The organism is Streptomyces sp. NBC_00887, from assembly GCF_045207585.1.
In genome coordinates this window covers 5,016,233-5,033,658 of record NZ_CP108788.1, presented here as the reverse complement: position 1 = coordinate 5,033,658, position 17,426 = coordinate 5,016,233, and the positions used below count along the sequence as shown (strand labels likewise).

At 69.7% G+C, this 17,426-nt stretch carries 20 protein-coding genes; 10 read left to right on the top strand and 10 right to left on the bottom strand.

Features of this window, described 5'->3' with window-relative positions:
• Positions 1 to 14: 14 nt before the first annotated feature.
• The 4 genes from OG844_RS22825 (at position 15) to OG844_RS22810 (ending at position 2,689) form a co-directional block, all read left to right on the top strand.
• Entirely contained in the window at positions 15 to 1,370 is a 1,356-nt protein-coding gene (locus tag OG844_RS22825) for a metallophosphoesterase (protein ID WP_406396223.1), read from the top strand.
• A gap of 113 nt (positions 1,371 to 1,483) precedes the next feature.
• Positions 1,484 to 1,858 (top strand): VOC family protein, encoded by a 375-nt coding sequence (locus OG844_RS22820; RefSeq protein WP_406392700.1) that lies wholly within the window; start codon positions 1,484 to 1,486, stop codon positions 1,856 to 1,858.
• Between the two features lie 4 nt (positions 1,859 to 1,862).
• Positions 1,863 to 2,213 (top strand): ArsR/SmtB family transcription factor, encoded by a 351-nt coding sequence (locus OG844_RS22815; RefSeq protein WP_406392699.1) that lies wholly within the window; start codon positions 1,863 to 1,865, stop codon positions 2,211 to 2,213.
• Positions 2,210 to 2,689 (top strand): SRPBCC domain-containing protein, encoded by a 480-nt coding sequence (locus OG844_RS22810; RefSeq protein ID WP_406392697.1) that lies wholly within the window; start codon positions 2,210 to 2,212, stop codon positions 2,687 to 2,689. Before OG844_RS22815 ends, OG844_RS22810 begins: the two co-directional genes overlap by 4 nt.
• 95 nt (positions 2,690 to 2,784) lie before the next feature.
• Here the strand turns inward: OG844_RS22810 and OG844_RS22805 are convergent, their stop codons facing one another.
• From OG844_RS22805 to OG844_RS22765, 9 genes are all read right to left on the bottom strand, one after another.
• Positions 2,785 to 3,558, bottom strand: coding sequence for a TetR family transcriptional regulator (locus OG844_RS22805; protein ID WP_406392696.1), 774 nt, complete (start codon positions 3,556 to 3,558; stop codon positions 2,785 to 2,787).
• Between the two features lie 10 nt (positions 3,559 to 3,568).
• Positions 3,569 to 3,988 (bottom strand): thiol-disulfide oxidoreductase DCC family protein, encoded by a 420-nt coding sequence (locus OG844_RS22800; RefSeq protein ID WP_406396221.1) that lies wholly within the window; start codon positions 3,986 to 3,988, stop codon positions 3,569 to 3,571.
• 71 nt (positions 3,989 to 4,059) lie between these two features.
• The gene (locus tag OG844_RS22795) at positions 4,060 to 4,494 is read right to left on the bottom strand and encodes a hypothetical protein (RefSeq protein WP_406392694.1); all 435 of its coding nucleotides are present in this window, start codon (positions 4,492 to 4,494) and stop codon (positions 4,060 to 4,062) included.
• 563 nt (positions 4,495 to 5,057) lie between these two features.
• Positions 5,058 to 5,663, bottom strand: a complete 606-nt coding sequence (locus tag OG844_RS22790) for a hypothetical protein (RefSeq protein ID WP_406392693.1) — start codon at positions 5,661 to 5,663, stop codon at positions 5,058 to 5,060.
• Between the two features lie 192 nt (positions 5,664 to 5,855).
• Positions 5,856 to 6,632, bottom strand: a complete 777-nt coding sequence (locus tag OG844_RS22785) for a succinate dehydrogenase iron-sulfur subunit (protein ID WP_329208115.1) — start codon at positions 6,630 to 6,632, stop codon at positions 5,856 to 5,858.
• Positions 6,632 to 8,386: a succinate dehydrogenase flavoprotein subunit gene (gene sdhA / locus OG844_RS22780; protein ID WP_351169903.1), complete on the bottom strand. Its 1,755-nt coding sequence runs from the start codon at positions 8,384 to 8,386 to the stop codon at positions 6,632 to 6,634. Before sdhA ends, OG844_RS22785 begins: the two co-directional genes overlap by 1 nt.
• 29 nt (positions 8,387 to 8,415) lie before the next feature.
• Positions 8,416 to 8,898 carry a succinate dehydrogenase hydrophobic membrane anchor subunit gene (locus OG844_RS22775; RefSeq protein WP_406392691.1) on the bottom strand — a complete coding sequence of 161 codons (483 nt, stop codon included), beginning with the start codon at positions 8,896 to 8,898 and terminating at the stop codon, positions 8,416 to 8,418.
• Between the two features lie 5 nt (positions 8,899 to 8,903).
• Positions 8,904 to 9,284 carry a succinate dehydrogenase, cytochrome b556 subunit gene (sdhC, locus tag OG844_RS22770; RefSeq protein ID WP_406392689.1) on the bottom strand — a complete coding sequence of 127 codons (381 nt, stop codon included), beginning with the start codon at positions 9,282 to 9,284 and terminating at the stop codon, positions 8,904 to 8,906.
• Between the two features lie 190 nt (positions 9,285 to 9,474).
• On the bottom strand, positions 9,475 to 10,011 hold the full coding sequence (locus OG844_RS22765) for a 2-oxo-4-hydroxy-4-carboxy-5-ureidoimidazoline decarboxylase (protein WP_406392687.1): 537 nt from the start codon (positions 10,009 to 10,011) through the stop codon (positions 9,475 to 9,477).
• Positions 10,012 to 10,373: 362 nt separating this feature from the next.
• Between OG844_RS22765 and OG844_RS22760 the strand changes: the two genes are divergently transcribed.
• From OG844_RS22760 to OG844_RS22735, 6 genes are all read left to right on the top strand, one after another.
• Positions 10,374 to 11,969 (top strand): beta-N-acetylhexosaminidase, encoded by a 1,596-nt coding sequence (locus OG844_RS22760; RefSeq protein WP_406392685.1) that lies wholly within the window; start codon positions 10,374 to 10,376, stop codon positions 11,967 to 11,969.
• Between the two features lie 207 nt (positions 11,970 to 12,176).
• A complete protein-coding gene (locus OG844_RS22755) occupies positions 12,177 to 12,908 on the top strand; it encodes a DUF4328 domain-containing protein (protein WP_406392684.1) in 732 nt (243 codons plus the stop codon).
• A 75-nt stretch (positions 12,909 to 12,983) separates the two neighbouring features.
• Entirely contained in the window at positions 12,984 to 13,490 is a 507-nt protein-coding gene (locus OG844_RS22750) for a hypothetical protein (protein ID WP_406392682.1), read from the top strand.
• Positions 13,491 to 13,602: 112 nt separating this feature from the next.
• Positions 13,603 to 14,196 carry a hypothetical protein gene (locus OG844_RS22745; RefSeq protein ID WP_406392681.1) on the top strand — a complete coding sequence of 198 codons (594 nt, stop codon included), beginning with the start codon at positions 13,603 to 13,605 and terminating at the stop codon, positions 14,194 to 14,196.
• 288 nt (positions 14,197 to 14,484) lie between these two features.
• Entirely contained in the window at positions 14,485 to 15,168 is a 684-nt protein-coding gene (locus OG844_RS22740; RefSeq protein ID WP_406392680.1) for an RNA polymerase sigma factor, read from the top strand.
• Positions 15,168 to 16,250: a hypothetical protein gene (locus OG844_RS22735; protein ID WP_406392678.1), complete on the top strand. Its 1,083-nt coding sequence runs from the start codon at positions 15,168 to 15,170 to the stop codon at positions 16,248 to 16,250. Before OG844_RS22740 ends, OG844_RS22735 begins: the two co-directional genes overlap by 1 nt.
• A gap of 214 nt (positions 16,251 to 16,464) precedes the next feature.
• On the opposite strand, the gene OG844_RS22730 is transcribed toward OG844_RS22735, so the two are convergent.
• Entirely contained in the window at positions 16,465 to 17,343 is an 879-nt protein-coding gene (locus OG844_RS22730) for a L,D-transpeptidase family protein (RefSeq protein ID WP_406392677.1), read from the bottom strand.
• Positions 17,344 to 17,426: the final 83 nt, after the last annotated feature.

Genomic DNA, 17,426 nt, shown 5'->3' with positions numbered 1-17,426 from the left:
GAGCGTAAGTGGTTGTGGTCTTCGCAGGGGTGGCCGTAGCGGTCCTCGCGCTGCTCGTGGGCGTGCACCGTTATGTGTGGCGCCGGCTCGTCGGTGACACGACGGCGAAGGGCGGTGTGGCGCGCCGCGTCGGCACGGTCGCGCTGTTCGTGCTGCCGATGCTGAGCGTCGGCGCTCTGGTCTCGAGCCGTGCGGGTGTCCCCTTCCGGGTGCAGCAGGTGCTGGCCTGGCCGGGCTATCTGTGGCTGGCCGCGCTGCTGTATCTGACGCTGGCTCTGCTGGTGGGCGAGGCCGTGCGTCCGGTCCTGCGCCGGGTGCTCGCCCGCCGGGCCGCCAGGAGCGCGGCTGCGGGGGCCGACACGCCCGCTGCCACGACGACAGCCACGGCGGCCACGACAGCCACGGCGGTCACGGCGGTCACGGACGATGCCGAGCCGGGCACGGCCGCCGGCACCGAAGCCGCCTGCGCTCCCGCTTCCGGAACCCGCACCGAAACCGAGCCCCGCACCGAAACCGAGGCTCCAGCCGTCCCGTCCGGCGCCGACCCCTCGCGACGCCTGTTCGTCGCCCGCGCCGTCGGTGGCGCCGCCGCCCTCGCCGGGCTGGGCACCGTCGGTTACGGCACGTACGGCGTCCTGCGCGGCCCCCGGGTCAAGCGGATCACCGTGCCTCTGGCCAAGCTGCCGCGCTCCGCCCACGGCTTCCGGATCGCCGTCGTCAGCGACATCCATCTCGGTCCCATCCTCGGCCGGGCGCACACCCAGCGCATCGTCGACTCCATCAACGCCACCCGGCCCGATCTGGTCGCGGTCGTCGGCGACCTCGTCGACGGTTCGGTCGCCGACCTGGGTCGCGCCGCCGAGCCGCTGGCCGGGCTCGAGGCGCGGCACGGCAGCTACTTCGTCACCGGCAACCACGAGTACTTCTCCGGTGCTGCCGAGTGGGTCGACCACGTACGTGAGCTGGGCCTGCACCCGCTCGAGAACGCCCGGGTCGAGATCGGCGGCTTCGACCTCGCCGGCGTCAACGACGTCGCGGGCGAAAGCGAGGGCCAGGGACCAGACTTCGTCGCGGCGCTCGGTGACCGCGACCGCGGACGCGCCTCCGTCCTGCTCGCACACCAGCCCGTCGTCATCCACGACGCCGTCGAGCACGGCGTCGACCTCCAGCTCTCCGGCCACACCCACGGTGGTCAGCTCTGGCCCGGCAATCTCCTTGCCGAACTGGCCAATCCCACCGTCGCGGGGCTGGAGCGCTACGGCGACACCCAGCTCTACGTCACGCGCGGTGCGGGCGCCTGGGGCCCTCCGGTACGCGTCGGGGCCGCCTCCGACATCACCGTGGTGGAGCTCGCTTCCAAGCAGGCCTGACCGGCGCGCAGAGCGACGCACCGAGGGCCGACGCCCCCGCTGAGCACCCGCCCCACTGGTAGGAAATTCCCTACGCTTGGCGCGTAGGAAAGTTCCTACCTATCGTTGACGGCATGAACATCACCCATGCCTCCTTCCTCACGGTCCCCGTCTCCGACCAGGACGCGGCCCTCCGCTTCTCCACGGACGTACTCGGCTTCGAGGTCACGGCGGACCTGCAGATGACCCCCGGCCGTTGGCTGCAGGTCGCCCCGAAGGGTGCGCAGACCGTGCTCACCCTCTCCGGCCCCGGCATGGGTGACTTCACGCCGGGAACCGCGCGGGGGATCATGTTCGTTACGACAGACGTGGACACGGACTGCGCCAGGCTTGCCGAGGCCGGAGTCGTCGTGGACGGCCCGACCGACCTCCCCTGGGGGCGTATGGCCGGCTTCCAGGACCCCGACGGCAACAGCCTGATGCTGCTCACGGAGAAGGAAGGCTTCTGACCGCGTGGTCACCCGGAGCGCCCAGGACCAGGGCCAGGACCAGCTCTTCGCCGCCCTCGCGAACGCGACGCGGCGCGAGGTGCTGCGCCTGCTGCGCGACCAGGGCCCTCAGTCGGTCCAGGTTCTCGCGGACCACTTCGACATGCGCCGTCCCAGCCTCTCGGAGCACCTCAAGGTGCTCCGAGAGGCCGGTCTCGTCTCCGAGGAGCGCCAGGGCAGGCAGCGCGTCTACCGCTTGGAGGCCGCCCCGCTCGTCGAGGTGCAGGACTGGCTCCACCCGTACGAGCGGTTCTGGCGCGAGAAGCTGAAGGGTCTCGGAGATCTGCTCGACCGCATGCCGGACGACGGGGCATGACGATGCCTCAGTCGCACGACGAGCCCGATGAGGGCGACCTCACCACGATCAGGGTCGATCGCTTCCTGGCCCACCCGCCGGCGAAGGTCTGGCGCGCGCTGACCGAGCCCGAGCTGATCGCCGAGTGGATGATGCCGGGAGACTTCCGCCTGGAGGTCGGTCACCGCTACACGATGACCGCCGTGCCCCGCCCCAACACCGATTTCTCCGGCACCATCCAGGCCGATGTCCTCGCCTACGACGACGAGCGCATGCTGAGCATCCGCTGGCAGGACGCCGTCGAGAGTCACGGGAACACCGCCGACCGGACGATCACCTGGACCCTGGAGCCGGAAGGACGCGGCACACGTCTCTTCCTTGTGCACGCGGGGTTCGACCCGGACGACCCGGCCCAGCGGATGGCGCACCGGATCATGGGCGGAGGCTGGCGTTCCTACGTCCTCACCGCGCTGGAGAACGTACTCGCGGACCTGTGACCGCGGGACGACGGCGCAGTGGCGGGTCAGCCCGTACGCAGTGCCCCCGAGCAACACCCCCTGAGCCGTGACTCCGACGGACATCCCGTAGGAGCTCAGCCGGACTTGACGTCCGGTGCCGGGCGGGCCGCCGCGCCCGGCATGAACTCCACCAGTACGTCATGGAGTTGCCGCACGAGAGGCCGCAGCACCCGGAAACGGGAAAGTGCGATCGCCCGTGCGGCGATCGGCGCGGTGCGCTCCACGAGCCGGCGGCTGCGCTCGGTGCCCTCGGTCCGGTCGTAGACCCAGAACAGCACCAGCCCCATCTGCATCAGCCACATCAGCTGCGGAAGCAGTTCGGCGAGTTCCGGGTCGTGCTTGGTACTGGACCCGGCGAGGCACCGCTCGTGCACGGAGATGGCAGCCTCGCGTGCGGCGACGGACTCCTCCGAGAACGGGGACAGCGGACTGTCGGGGTCGGCGGCGTTCTTGAAGAACTGGGCGGCGAAGCGGTGGTACTGCTCCGCCACGTCCAGCCAGCAGAGCAGGACGCCCCTGATGCGTACGGTGAGATCCGGGTCCCCCGCGAGGATCGGCCGGACCGCAGCCTCGTGCTCGGCGGCGATCCGGTCGTAGAAACCCTGGACCAGGTGTTCCTTGGAGGAGAAGTAGTAATAGGCGTTCCCGACGGAGACGCCGGCCTCCTGGGCGATGGCCCGCATCGTCGTCTTGTCGTAACCGCGCTCCTCGAAGAGCTTGAGTGCGGTCTCGAGAATCAGAGTGCGGGTCTGCTCACTCTTCTGGGCCTTGACCGCCTTGGCGGCCTTGCCCTCTCCGGCCGGCTTCGCCGCGTTCGCGTCAGCCACGTTCTTCGCTTCCTTCACCACGGTCCCAAGGCTAACCGGGAGATCCGTCCGCCGGATCCGGCACTGCGCAGCGTCCGTCGCCCTCGCCGCACGGCTGCGCAGTGACGGACCGGTACTTCGCCGCGGCGAGCACGGTCGCACGGGCGAACGGGCGGCCCATGGGCGTGGCCAGCCAGTGGGCCTTCGGCCGGTGTTCGGCCAGGGCCCAGAGGCAGACGATCCAGGCGTCGGTGGAGCGGTAGATCTGTCCCCGGTCACCGATGACCGTGATCTCGTCGAGCGTGCCCGCGTGGTCGAGCCCGGGGAAGCGGCGCCGCGCCTCCGGCGAACCCGCCGGGACGAGATCGAGCGGAACGAGCTGGCGCCGGCTCCGCAGCCAGTGCCGCAGATGGAGGCAGAGCGAGCACCGGTCGTCGTAGAGCACCGTGAGCCGGGTCACCGGGACGGACATGGCCGGGTTCTCCGCGAACCGGGTCCGTTCGGCCGGGGCGGGCGTGACCGGGATGTGCGTCACGGCCCCGCTCACTTCCCGGCGGCGGGTGCGGCCCACGGCCCCTGGCCGCCCGGGCCCGCCCAGCCCTGCGGCGGCACGGGCGGGGCCTGCTCCCGCTCCATCAGGCCGCGGCGGCGGATCTTGTTCAGTACGTACACGTTCCCGAGGTGCATCACGCCCAGGACCAGCAGGACGACGCCGACCTTCACCGACAGGGCCTCGAAGAGCTGGCGGGCGTCGGTGACCCCGTCGGCGTTCTTCAGGTAGAGGGTCACGAAGCCCAGGTTGACGAGGTAGAAGCCGACCACCAGCAGGTGGTTCACGGCCTCGGCGAGCTTCTCGTTCCCCTGGAGCACATCGGCGAGGAAGACCTTGCCGTTGCGGCTGAGCGTGCGGGCGACCCAGATGGTGAGCGCCACGCTGATGAGTAGGTAGATGACGTACGCGAGCACAGTGAGGTCCATGCCCCACCCTCCCTTGAACGCGTTCAAAAAGCTGATGACAGTGACTGTAGACCTGTCTTTGAACATGTTCAAGTGGCTTCCTGAGGGCATGCCGGAGCTCGGTCTGCCCGACGGGCAGGGAAGGGTGAGGGGCAATCAGGGATTCAGGAACTCAGGGCCTCGGGCATGGCGTGCCACCCGCTGTCGGCGGGCGCTGCGTTACGAGGTGAGAAGGGCGCGCCCGGGCCGATCCCGGCGGGCCACGCCTGGAACCGGGCTGCCGATCCCGGGGTGCGCAGGGCGGAGGCCGCAGCCGCCCCCGGGGCGGGGAGGGAGGGCCCTCACGCGGCCCTGGGTGCGTCGCAGGAGCCTCCGGCGGGCCTGCGCAGGGGACGGCGGGCGGGGGCTCAATGTGCAACGGCCGCCGGGGCCGCACGGACGGCCTGCCCACAGTGCGGTCCACAGGCCGGTCCACAGTGCGGTCCACAGTGCGGTCCACAGGCCGGCCCCCAGGCCGGCCGGATGCCGGGAACCGGTCGGCCGCCGTCAGGACGGAGCAGCCGTCCCGCGTCCGGTGACCTGGGTCAGGCGCTCATCGAACGAGCGGTGTTGACCTGGGCCATCACCATCTGGAAGGTCTGCGGACCCGTCGCCGGAATCATCGTCGAGTGGTGCCGGCCCCCGCTGGTGACCGTGACCTGGACGAAGCCGGTCGTCTTCTTCTCCTTCATCAGAAGGAAGAGCAGACCGATCAGGCACAGCAGCGCGAAGATGATCGCCAGCACGATCGCCACGGTCGGAATCTTCTCCTCCGTGCGCGACATGTCGGTCGCCGTCCACACGGCGCCCTTGAGTGGCATCGTGCCGGACGGCGTCACGATCGAGTCGTTCATGACGGTGATGTCACCGAACGACAGCATCGGAACCCCGCCGCCCCCGGGCTGCATCCCGTGCTGCACCGGCAGGTTGAAGCCGGGCTGGGTGGGCTGACCGGCGGCCGGATAGCCGTACCCCGGACCGGGCTGTGCCGCCGACTCGGGCAGCGGCTGCGGATAGCCGTACGCCGGAGTGGCGCCCGGCGCCGCCGGGTAGCCGTAGCCCTGTCCGTCCGGCATCGTGGGCGGGTTGCCCGGCTGCTGGGGCGGGCCCCACTTGTATGAGTCGTCCGCGTACGGATTCGGATCGCTCACGACGTTCCCCGTTCTCCATCAAGACTTCTTCTCCCGTGCTGTGCTGCGCCGGGAGTGGCGAGCCGGTCACCGACTCCGCATGACCGTACCGTCCATGCCCCCGCGACGCACCAAGAGGCCCCGCTTCCCGCACAGTCCGTGCGTGAAACGGGGCCTCTCGGTACAACCTGCGGAGCCGGAGCGGCTCTTGGGTCAGAAGCGACGCGTGATCAGCGCGCGCTTCACTTCCTGGATCGCCTTGGTGACCTCGATGCCACGCGGGCAGGCGTCCGTGCAGTTGAACGTCGTGCGGCAACGCCACACACCATCACGGTCGTTGAGGATCTCCAGGCGCTGCTCGCCGCCCTCGTCACGCGAGTCGAAGATGAAGCGGTGCGCGTTGACGATGGCCGCCGGGCCGAAGTACTGGCCGTCGTTCCAGAACACCGGGCAAGAGGACGTGCACGCGGCGCACAGGATGCACTTGGTGGTGTCGTCGAAGCGCTCGCGGTCCTCGGAGGACTGCAGACGCTCACGGGTCGGCTCGTTCCCCTTGGTGATGAGGAAGGGCATGACATCGCGGTAGGCCTGGAAGAACGGGTCCATGTCGACCACGAGGTCCTTGAGGACCGTGAGGCCCTTGATGGCCTCGACCGTGATCGGCTTGTCCGGGTTGATGTCCTTGATCAGCGTCTTGCAGGCGAGCCTGTTCTTGCCGTTGATCCGCATCGCGTCGGAGCCGCAGATACCGTGCGCGCAGGAGCGCCGGAAGGTCAGTGTGCCGTCCAGCTCCCACTTGATCTTGTGAAGGGCGTCGAGGACACGCTCCTTCGGGTCGATCAGGATCTGGAAGTCCTGCCACTGCGCCTCGTCGGAGACCTCCGGGTTGAAGCGGCGGATCCGGAACGTGGCCGTGATGTACGGGGTGTCGGCGAAGCCGGCCTCGGGCTCGGGAGCCTTGTCCGACTTCTCCAGGGTGGGGGTAGCCATCAGTACTTACGCTCCATCGGCTGGTAGCGGGTCGTGACGACCGGCTTGTAGTCGAGCCTGATCGACTCGGTGCCGTCGGCGGTGACCTCGCGGTACGCCATGGTGTGGCGCATGAAGTTGACGTCGTCGCGGTTCGGGTAGTCCTCGCGGTAGTGACCGCCGCGGGACTCCTTGCGGGCCAGCGCGGAGGTCGCCATGACCTCGGCCAGGTCGAGCAGGTTGCCCAGCTCGACGGCTTCCAGCAGGTCGGTGTTGAACCGCTTGCCCTTGTCCTGGATGGACACGCTGAGGTAGCGCTTGCGCAGCTCGGCGATCTTGTCGACCGCCGTCTTGATCGTCTGCTCGGTGCGGAACACCATCACGTTGGCGTCCATGCACTCCTGCAGCTCCAGGCGGAGCGCGGCGACGCGCTCGGTGCCCGTCGAGTTGCGCAGCCGCTCGACCTGGTCGATGACCTGCTGCGCCGGGTTCTCGGGAAGCTCGACGAAGTCGTTCTTCGCGGAGTACTCGGCGGCGGCGATGCCCGACCGGCGACCGAAGACGTTGATGTCGAGGAGCGAGTTGGTACCGAGGCGGTTGGCGCCGTGCACGGAGACACAGGCGACCTCGCCGGCGGCGTACAGGCCCGGGACGACGGTCGTGTTGTCGGCGAGCACCTCGCCCTCGACGTTGGTCGGGATGCCGCCCATGGCGTAGTGCGCGGTCGGCTGGATCGGGATCGGGTCCGTGTAGGGCTCGATGCCGAGGTACGTGCGCGCGAACTCGGTGATGTCGGGGAGCTTGGCGTCCAGCTGCTCCGGCGGGAGGTGCGTGAGGTCGAGGTAGACGTGGTCTCCCTCGGGTCCGCAGCCGCGGCCCTCGCGGATCTCCGTGTAGATGGAGCGGGACACGACGTCACGGGACGCGAGGTCCTTCATGACGGGCGCGTACTTCTCCATGAAGCGCTCGCCGTCCTTGTTGCGGAGGATGCCGCCCTCACCACGGGCGCCCTCCGTCAGCAGGATGCCCATGCGCCAGATGCCCGTCGGGTGGAACTGGAAGAACTCCATGTCCTCCAGCGGCAGACCGCGGCGGTACGCGGCGGCCTGGCCGTCACCGGTCAGGGTGTGGGCGTTGGAGGTCACCTTGAAGAACTTGCCGGTGCCGCCGGAGGCGAAGATGACCGACTTCGCCTGGAAGACGTGGATCTCACCGGTGGCCAGCTCGTACGCGACGACGCCGGCGGACTTCTTGACGCCGTCGACCTCCTGGAGCAGGAGGTCCAGGACGTAGAACTCGTTGAAGAACTCCACGCCCTCCTTGACGCAGTTCTGGTACAGCGTCTGGAGGATCATGTGACCGGTGCGGTCCGAGGCGTAGCAGGACCGGCGGACGGGGGCCTCGCCGTGGTTACGGCTGTGGCCGCCGAAGCGTCGCTGGTCGATCTTGCCCTCGGGCGTACGGTTGAAGGGCAGGCCCATCTTCTCCAGGTCGAGAACGGAGTCGATGGCCTCCTTCGCCAGGATCTCGGCGGCGTCCTGGTCGACCAGGTAGTCGCCGCCCTTGATCGTGTCGAAGGTGTGCCACTCCCAGTTGTCCTCTTCCACGTTGGCGAGCGCGGCGGCCATGCCGCCCTGCGCCGCGCCCGTGTGGGAGCGGGTGGGGTAGAGCTTCGTCAGCACGGCGGTACGGCTGCGCTTGGTCGACTCGATGGCCGCGCGCATGCCGGCGCCGCCGGCGCCGACGATGACGGTGTCGTACTTGTGGATCTGCATGGTTTCCTCTGGTCCCTCTGTCCCGGCGCCTAGCGGATGTTCGGGTCGAAGGTGAAGATCACCAGCGTGCCCAGCAGGACGGTGAACACCGTGGCGGTGTACAGGAGCATCTTCAGCCAGAAGCGGGTGTTGTCCCGTTCGGCGTAGTCGTTGATGACCGTACGGAGGCCGTTGGCGCCGTGGAGCATGGCGAGCCACAGCATCGCGAGGTCCCAGACCTGCCAGAACGGCGAGGCCCAGCGGCCCGCCACGAAGGCGAAGCCGATCTTGGAGACGCCGCCGTCCAGCACCAGCTGGATCAGCAGGTGGCCGATGACGAGAACGACCAGCACGATGCCCGACAGGCGCATGAAGAGCCAGGCGTACATCTCGAAGTTGGTACGTGAGCTCTTGGGGGTCTTGCCCGTGCGCTTGCGCGGGGGCTCGATCACCGGAGCGGGGTTGTCGACGTCGTACAGGCTTACCGCCTCGACGTCACCGATCGAGGAGGAAGAAGAAGTCTCGGTGGACATTGGCCTCAGCTCCCGAAGACTTCGCGTACGGCGTGACCGAGGACGGGGTACAGGGCCCCGACCATCAGCACGACCCAGATACCCAGTACGGCCCAGAGCATCTGCTTCTGAACGCGGGGGCCCTTGGACCAGAAGTCCACGGCGACGATACGAAGACCGTTCAGCGCGTGGAAGAGAATCGCGGCCACCAGGCCGTACTCGAGAAGCGCGACGAGTGGTGTCTTGTATGTGGCCACGACTTCGTCGTACGCCTCGGGGGAGACACGCACGAGAGCGGTGTCCAGGACGTGTACGAACAGGAAGAAGAAAATGAGGACACCGGTGACTCGATGAGCCACCCAGGACCACATGCCTTCCCGGCCGCGGTACAGCGTTCCAGCCGGCACGGAAGAACCCTCCGGGAGCGGGGATTGGGGTCGGCCGGCTTGACTGTCGGTCTGACCCGGCCGGGTACGGTCCACCGGCCCTGGCCATCGTAGCGACGCTTTGTCGGTTCCATGGCGGCGGGGCCTCTGGTGTGATCAAAGTGGCAATCAAACAGGCACGGACGGGCTACCGCAGTCCATATGCCACCTTTCAGAACGGGCTCCGTGCCCGCCCCGCGTCCGTCACCAGCTCGATGATGCGGCCCCGGGCGAGTCGCCGCATCTCCTCCGCAGTGAGGGACCGCTCCTCGTCGGGGTCGTGCGCCAGCCGGGTGCGGATCGCGGTCAGCACCTGGTCCACGTGCTGCGAGGGCAGCCACCCGTCCAGGCAGATCACGAACGCATGGCCGAAGCGGCTCTCGTACGCGGCATGGGCCGCCCGTAGCGCCAGATGGGCGGCGCGGGGCGCGGCGTGGTGCAGGCAGGGGGCGCTCTCGGCTGCGAGCGCCTCGGCGAGGTCGGCGGGAGCGAGGTCGTAGCCCGCCTCGTCGGACGCGGCGAGAGCCGCCCCGAGGTCCGGGTAGGGCCGGTGGGCAGCCATGCGAACGGCCCAGCGGCGGCTGCCGCAGCACTCCATCAGGGCGGACTCGGCGACCTCGCGGGGCCATGTGTTGAAGCGGCCGAGCCCGCTCGAGTGGGCACTCGCGCACGTACTTGCCGAGACTGGATCCGGAACCGGGGCCTCCACCGGGGCCGGGGCGGTACTGCGGCTCTGGACAGGTATGGCTGTCCGCCCGGCCTGCTGCGGCGGTTTCGGCAGGCCGGCGTGGGACTCGCTGGACCTGGACAGCGGGACTCCTCGGTTGAACGACGACTTCGACCCTGGAGAGGGGCCGGAGAGCAACGAGGTTGCGTGGGGGGAGAGAGCGAACAGTGAGACGTATGTGCCGCCACGCTAGCGAGGCAGGGCTTCGGGTACCCGAGGCATGCGCGAAGTTCACCCGGACGGGAGAGTTTCGGAACGCTTGATGGACGTAGCGCTGAGGAGAATGCCCAACTATCTCCCCATTTTTGATCTGTTTCTCCCCTCGATCCGGAGGATTCTGACCGATGTCGCCCTCACGCGGAGCCCTGGTGGCCGGAGCCGCCGTCACGGCGGCAGCCGCCGTCACCCTCACCGTCATCGTCTGGCCAGAGGGCTCCGACCCCGGGAACCAGGGCGGCGCGCAGGCTTCTTCCCGCACATCCGCCTCCCCCTCGCCGAGCCGGAGCTATCCGCTCTCCACGGCGCCCGAGACCGTACCCGCGGTGCGTACACACACGGCCGCCCGCGGCCCCGGCTGGAAGCCGGCCGAGAGCAGCACGGTCGTCATCGCCGACGGTGACGAGGAGCTCGCCGACGAGGCGGAGCTGCTCGCCAAGGAGCTGAAGATCCGTTACCGGGGTGAGGCCGCGGCCCGAGCCGGTGACGTCGAGCTGGCACTCGGGGCCAAGGGCGCCCCCGAGTCGTACACCCTGAAGGCTGCGGGCGACCGCGTCACGATCAGCGGCCACGACCAGGCGGGCGTCTTCTACGGGACCCGCACGCTCAAGCAGTCGCTGAACGCCGCCGGGACCATGCCCGAGGGCGTGGTGCGCGACACCCCGGACCGCCCGCAGCGCGGTCTCAACCTCGACATCGCCCGCAAGCACTACAGCGCCGAATGGATCGAGGACCGGCTGCACGAGATGGCCGACATCAAGCTCAACCAGCTCGGCCTCCACTTCTCCGACGACCAGGCCTTCCGGATCGAGTCCGACACGCACCCCGAGATCGTCTCCGAGCAGCACCTCACCAAGGCCGAGGTCCGCCGGATCGTGAAGCTCGCGCAGAGCCTCCACATCACGGTCGTCGGCGAGATCGACTCCCCGGGACACCTGGGCGCGGTCCTGCGTGCGCACCCCGACCTGCAACTGCGCGACACCCAGGGCGTGGCCCGGCAGGGAGCCATCGACATCTCCGATCCCGAAGCGGCGCAGATCGTCGACGACCTGCTGAACGAGTACGCCGAGCTCTTCCCCGGCGACTGGTTCCACATCGGCGCGGACGAGTACCAGGCGCTGACGGTGAGCAACCCGCAGGCCTCGTACCCTCAGCTCGCCGCGGCGGCGCGGGAGAAGTACGGCGACGACGCCACCATCCAGGACCTGGCGGAGGGCTGGCTGAACGACCGCGCCGCTGTCATCCGCAAGGCGGACAAGATCCCGAAGGCCTGGAACGACGGCTTCTTCAGCGGAGGGACCGTCACCGCCCACAAGGGCATCGAGGTCGAGTACTGGACGGGCAAGGAGATCGGCGCCCGGCCGCCCGAGGAGTACCTGGCCGAGGGCCGTGATGTGATCAACCTCAACGACGAGTACCTCTACTACGTACTCGGCCAGCCCAACGACTTCGTCTATCCGACGGGGCAGCGGATCTACGAGCAGTGGACCCCGTTCGTCCTGCGCGGCACCGAGCCGGTGCCCGAGCGCTACTCGAAGCAGATCCTCGGTGGCCGGTTCGCTGTCTGGGGCGACCTGCCGAACGCGCAGACCCCGCAACAGGTGGCCGACGGCATCCGGATGCCGCTCAACGCGGTCTCCCAGAAGCTGTGGGACCCACGCAAACCGACACTGACCTGGGCGCAGTTCCAGAAGCTGGCGGACGCGGTCGAGACGTCGAACTGATCGGCAACTCCGTGGACAGCGACGCCGCGGGAGGTTAGGTTCCGCAAGCCGCGCGCCCTGGGGAGGGGCGCGCGGCTCATGCGTTCCTGACGAATCCTGGGGGTTCCCTTCATGCTGTGCACCAAATGCCGCACGAGACCCGTCGCGTCCGCCGACGGGCGCTGCACCCGCTGTGCGGCGCTGTATCCCTCATCACCGCACGGACTGATGGCCGCGACCCCGGCCCCGGCGCCGGAGACGTGGCACCTGCTGCGTTCACCCAACGGGCTCGCCAGGGCAGTCGTCGTCCTGCTCGGGATCGTCATCGCCACCGACCTCATGGCGGTGGTCGCCGGACTGAACGTCCGCAGTGGATACGCCGCGGTCATCTCCACCGACCGCGTGTACGTCACCAACGACGCGCAGGCCCACGCGGACCTGTTGTACGGCTTCGCCGGAAGTCTGCAGACCCTCGCCATGCTGGTCACTGCTGTCGTCTTCGTCATCTGGTTCCGCCGGGTCCGGCGCAACGCCGAGGTGTTCGACGCGAGTCAGCAGCGCATGAAGCCCGGCTGGGCGGTCGGCGCCTGGTTCGTCCCCATCGGCAACCTCTGGCTGCCGCGCCGGATCGCCGCCGGAATCTGGGCGGCGAGCGTCGGTACCGACACGGACGGCAGCCGGCGCACGGTCTCGCAGACACCGCTGAACCTCTGGTGGACGGCCTGGGTCCTGTCGGCGGTCTTCAGCCGCTTCGCCGATCGGCACTACGCGCAGGCCATGATGCCGCAGGAGGTGGTGGATGCCGTGGTTGCGCTCATCGCCTCCGACGTGCTCGACATCGTCGCGGCCGTCCTCGCGATCCTCTTCGTGCGCAAGCTGACCGCGATGCAGGGGGAGCGGGCGGCCCTCGGCGCATACCCGCTCCGGGAGCAGTCCACAACCGGTCCCGTCCCGTCCTGAGGTGACCCGATTTCGCGCTTCCCCGCTGCGTCCGCTGGGCAGAATGGCACCCCGGACCGCGGGGGGGAGCACGATGTGGGTTTCTGGGGCTATTACTTGGTGGGCCGCAGCGGTGAGCCGCTTTCCGGCCACCCGGCACTGCGGTACGTGGCGGACCGGCTGACCCTGCGGCAGTACCGGGCGGACGGCTGGCAGGTCTGGACCCACCCGAGCGAGCCGCCCCTAGGCTCCATGGCCGCACTTGCCGAATCCTTACGGGCGCCCGTCCTCTTCGGGTTCGTCATGGACAGTGCCTGCGTGGTCGTGGAGGCGGCGGCGCCGCAGAGCGGATCCTGGTACGCCTGTCTGGGGCGGGCACCCATGGCCGCGCATCTCGGTCCGGGGGGCATCACGCTCGAGGACCTGTTCCTGCCGCCCGAGGACGCTGCTGCCCGGGCCGTCCAGTGGGCGTCGGAATCAGGCCGCGGAGTCCTCGAAGGACCCCTGCTCGAACTCCTGCGCGTCGAACATCCCGAGTCGTTCGCCGAGCCGCTTTTCTTCGCTTTTCTGGACCGTCTGGGCATAGAGAGCCCGTCTGACTGAGTCCCAGCGTGTTCTCCCGTGTCGTGCGAGTGACGCTTTTCAGCCATCTGGCGCAGTACGCGATAACAGGGAGCACAGCGTCCCGCTGTGTCCTGACCGAGGGGAGACGCCGATGAGCCTGCTGGAGCTGATCGCTCTTGCCGACGAGCGAGGGCTGGCGGCGAGCGGGCTCGCATGCCTGGACCGCTGCCTGCCGCCCCCGGCCGAAGGCGATGAACCGGAGCCGTTGCGCCCGCTCTGGGCGAGTTGCGGGAGCGGCGAGGAGTGGGCCACGCGGCTCGCGGCCGTCCGCGCGGCGCTGGACAGCGGTGCCGACGGGGCGGGGGACGCGCCCGCGGCCGGAGACACTCCGGCGATCCGTGTCCGCGCGATGCTCGCTGCCGCGCCCGGCGAATTCGCCGTGGAGCCCCTGCGTGCGTGGGCCCACGCCTGCTCGCTCGTCGCGCTGGACATCCACCGGGGGTTCGACTTCCCGGCCGCCGGCGGCGCCGAGCAGCTGGAGCGTTGCCGTGGCGGCGACCTCGACGGCAGCGGGCCGCTCGTCACGGGTGAGATCCGCCGCCAGATCGAGATCCTGGAGACCCTCGCGGAGACCGCGGGAACCGTGGGCGGCGGAGCGGGCCTGCGCCGCGCGCTCGATCTGTCGACCGAGGGCCAGCGAGTGCTGCGTGCGGTGATGTCCCGCAGGGCGCGCGGCCGGGTCTGACTCCGCGGCGCCTCGCGGACAGGAGAGAAGAGAGAGGGGACGACGACCGGGGCCGCCACCCCCCACAGGAGAGGCCCCGGTCGTCTTCCACGGGGCCGCACAGCGGCCCCGTACTCATCTCAGCGCCGTGGGTGCGTTTTCTGTCACACCCCGCTGCGTCAGGAGACAGTTGCGGGTTGTACAAGTCATGGACGTGGCACCGTCCGACCACGTAGCGTGCTGAGTCGCGCAGAGTGGCGCAGCAGTGGTGACCAGCTGCGATTCAGATCAGCAGGGCGGGTTGAGGGAGTGCTGGGGGACGACGCGGAGCTGACTGCCGCGGTGCTCGCGGCACAGGACGGGGACGAGGACGCCTTCCGTACTGTGTACCGCGCTGTGCAGCCGCGCCTGTTGGGCTACATACGGACGCTGGTGGGGGAGCCGGACGCCGAGGACGTCGCTTCGGAGTCCTGGCTGCAGATAGCGCGTGACCTCGACCGATTCAGCGGGGATGCCGACCGGTTCCGCGGCTGGGCCGCCCGGATCGCGCGCAACCGGTCGCTGGACCACATCCGGATGCGTGGCCGACGGCCGGCCATCGGCGGCGACGAGACCGAGCTGGCCGGGAAGGCCGCCGAGTCCGATACGGCGGGCGAGGCGCTGGAGTCGCTGGGCACCGGCCGTACTCTTTCGCTCATCGCGCAGCTTCCGCAGGACCAGGCCGAGGCCGTCGTGCTCCGTGTGGTGGTCGGGCTGGATGCGAAGAGTGCCGCGCAGACCCTCGGCAAGCGACCCGGTGCGGTACGCACGGCGGCGCACCGGGGACTGAAGAGGCTGGCGGAGCTGGTCGGCGCGGACAATGGCCCGGACGACGAGATTCCGGCGGCGGGTAACGGACTCGGTGCCGTGCCCGCGCAGCGCCCCGCCCGCAACGGTGTGGCGGCGCCCGCCGGTGTGACGCATTCGCGTCCGTGGACGCAGAAGGACATGTGATGGCCGACGAGCGGTACGAGTGGCTTGACGCGGACGCGGCGGAGATTCTGCTCCGTGGCGAATCCGTCGAGCCCGTCGACGGTCACGCCCGCGACGAGGCCCGGCGGCTGGAGGCCGCACTGCGGTCCGCGCGTACACCGCGCCCTTCCGGTGCCGAACTGCCCGGTGAGGCAACCGCGCTGGCCGCCTTCCGCGAGACCTCCCGTACCAGGAAGCGGGACGGTGCGGTGAGAGCCGGAATCGCGGGGGAACAGGACGCCCTGCACACCGTACGGATCGGCACCACGCGCTCCGCCCCGTCCCGGCGCCCGCGCTGGAGCCGTCCCGTGCGCTACGGACTCGCCGTCTCGCTCGCCGGATGCGCGCTCGGCGGGGTGGCGGTCGCCGCGGGCACCGGCGTGCTCCCGGCGCCGTTCGGCGGCCAGGTCTCCCCGGTCCCCGCCGCGTCCGTATCGGCGGCGGCCTCCCCGGAGGAACTGAGGGCCGAACTGCCCGACGGCGGCAGGCCCTCGCCCCTGCCGTCCGGTTCGCCCGCCTTCCCGGACGCCTCCGGGACACCCGGCGGGGCGGCCACCGGAACGGACCCGGGCGACGGGCTGACCGGCGAGGACGGCAGCGGAACGGGCAGCGGTACGGACCGGGGCGACAGCGACCGGGACGGCGGCGCGGACCAGGACGGTTCCGAGGACGGTGGGTACGGCCGGGAGACGCCCGACGGCTCCGGTGGCCCGAGCGGTTCCGACGGCACCGACCCCGAGAAAGCCGGTGAGCTGTACGAGAGGTCCGTCCGGGCCTGCCGTGCCTACCGCGACGGCACCCTCAGCGCCGCGAGCGAGCGCTGGCTCATCCGGCTGGCCAAGGGTGAACGCAACCTCGAGCGTTTCTGCGACCGACTCCTCGACGGGGAGGGCGGCGGTGGCGGGGACGGTTCGGACGGCACCGACGGCGGCAAGGACACGGGAGACGGTACCGAGGGCTCGCTCCCCTCGATCTCCTTCCGCACGCCTGCCGCGCAGGACGAGCCGCAGGACGGCGCGGACACGCGGTCCTCGTCGGTCGACGCCGCCCCATCCACCCGCTGACCTGCGCGGATGCCACCTTGGAGTGGCCCTCGGCCGACAAGTGTGACGTTTTTTGAAGCCCTGACGCAGTAGTAAGTGAGCCGACTGGTCATCGGCCGCGCATCGAGCCGGGGTTCCCCCCGTACCTTCGGCTCGGCGCATCCGGCGCGGGCGGGACACGTTCCCCCGGTCCCGCCCGCGCCCTCTTTTTGGTGGAAGCCGCTACCAATAGCTGCTACCAATAAATGACGACCTTGTCGCCGTTCCTCACCTGGGCGAAGAGCGAGGCGATCTTCCCCTCGTCCCGGACGTTCACACAGCCGTGCGAGGCGCCGCTGTAGCCACGGGCCGCGAAGTCCGACGAGTAGTGCACCGCCTGGCCCCCGCTGAAGAACATCGCGTACGGCATGGGCGAGTCGTAGATGGTCGACACGTGGTGACGGGACTTCCAGTACACCGAGAACGTGCCCTCACGGGTGGGCGTGTACTGCGAGCCGAACCGCACGTCCATCGACGAGACGACCCGGCCGTCGATCATCCACGACAGGGTGCGGCTGTTCTTGCTGATGCACAGGACCCGGCCCGTCATGCAGCGCGCGTCCGGCTCGGCCGCCGGCCTCTCGGTCGGCGGATCCAGCTCCTGGGCAGTCGGCTTCCGCGTCATCCCGAGCAGCCGCTGCCAGGTGACCGTGTCGGTCCTCCCCGTACGCGACAGCCCCCGCTTGCCCTGGAAGGACTTCACGGACGCGACGGTCGCGGTGCCGTAGTACCCGGTGGGGCTGCGGTCGAAGTGGCCGATCTGGCGCAGCCGGGCCTGGAGCTCCCGTACCTGCTTGCTCCGGTCTCCGACGGACATCAGGGTCTTCGGCCGCGGTGCGGGCTTCGTGCTCGGCTTCGCCTCGGGGGAGGGCGAAGTCGCCGGGCTGCTCGGCTTGGCGTCGTCCGTGGGGCTCGCGGCCGTCGAGGGGGCCTTCGGCGCGGCCGTGGGCTCGGCGGCGCCGACCGTCTCGGCCCTGCAGCCCGCCGTCAGGGTGGCGAGGGCGAGGACGCCGACGAATGCCGTTGCCGCCGTGCGCGTTCTGCCTGCACGGCTGTTCGTACCTATGCGTCTCATCCTTGTCCCCCTGGTTCGCCCACTGATTCCCGGTATCTCATGGCGCGGATATCTCATGGGACGGATTCCCGTCCTGCCCGGTT

Bases quoted from the DNA above. Each gene is read 5' to 3' on its own strand.
- OG844_RS22745 (WP_406392681.1), top strand. From the start codon at position 13,603: ATGAGCCTGCTGGAGCTGATCGCTCTTGCCGACGAGCGAGGGCTGGCG.
- OG844_RS22785 (WP_329208115.1), bottom strand. From the start codon at position 6,632: ATGGCTACCCCCACCCTGGAGAAGTCGGACAAGGCTCCCGAGCCCGAG.
- OG844_RS22755 (WP_406392684.1), top strand. From the start codon at position 12,177: ATGGCCGCGACCCCGGCCCCGGCGCCGGAGACGTGGCACCTGCTGCGT.
- OG844_RS22730 (WP_406392677.1), bottom strand. From the start codon at position 17,343: ATGAGACGCATAGGTACGAACAGCCGTGCAGGCAGAACGCGCACGGCG.
- OG844_RS22810 (WP_406392697.1), top strand. From the start codon at position 2,210: ATGACGATGCCTCAGTCGCACGACGAGCCCGATGAGGGCGACCTCACC.
- sdhA (WP_351169903.1), bottom strand. From the start codon at position 8,386: ATGCAGATCCACAAGTACGACACCGTCATCGTCGGCGCCGGCGGCGCC.
- OG844_RS22820 (WP_406392700.1), top strand. From the start codon at position 1,484: ATGAACATCACCCATGCCTCCTTCCTCACGGTCCCCGTCTCCGACCAG.
- OG844_RS22735 (WP_406392678.1), top strand. From the start codon at position 15,168: ATGGCCGACGAGCGGTACGAGTGGCTTGACGCGGACGCGGCGGAGATT.
- OG844_RS22800 (WP_406396221.1), bottom strand. From the start codon at position 3,988: ATGTCCGTCCCGGTGACCCGGCTCACGGTGCTCTACGACGACCGGTGC.
- OG844_RS22775 (WP_406392691.1), bottom strand. From the start codon at position 8,898: ATGTCCACCGAGACTTCTTCTTCCTCCTCGATCGGTGACGTCGAGGCG.
- OG844_RS22760 (WP_406392685.1), top strand. From the start codon at position 10,374: ATGTCGCCCTCACGCGGAGCCCTGGTGGCCGGAGCCGCCGTCACGGCG.
- OG844_RS22795 (WP_406392694.1), bottom strand. From the start codon at position 4,494: ATGGACCTCACTGTGCTCGCGTACGTCATCTACCTACTCATCAGCGTG.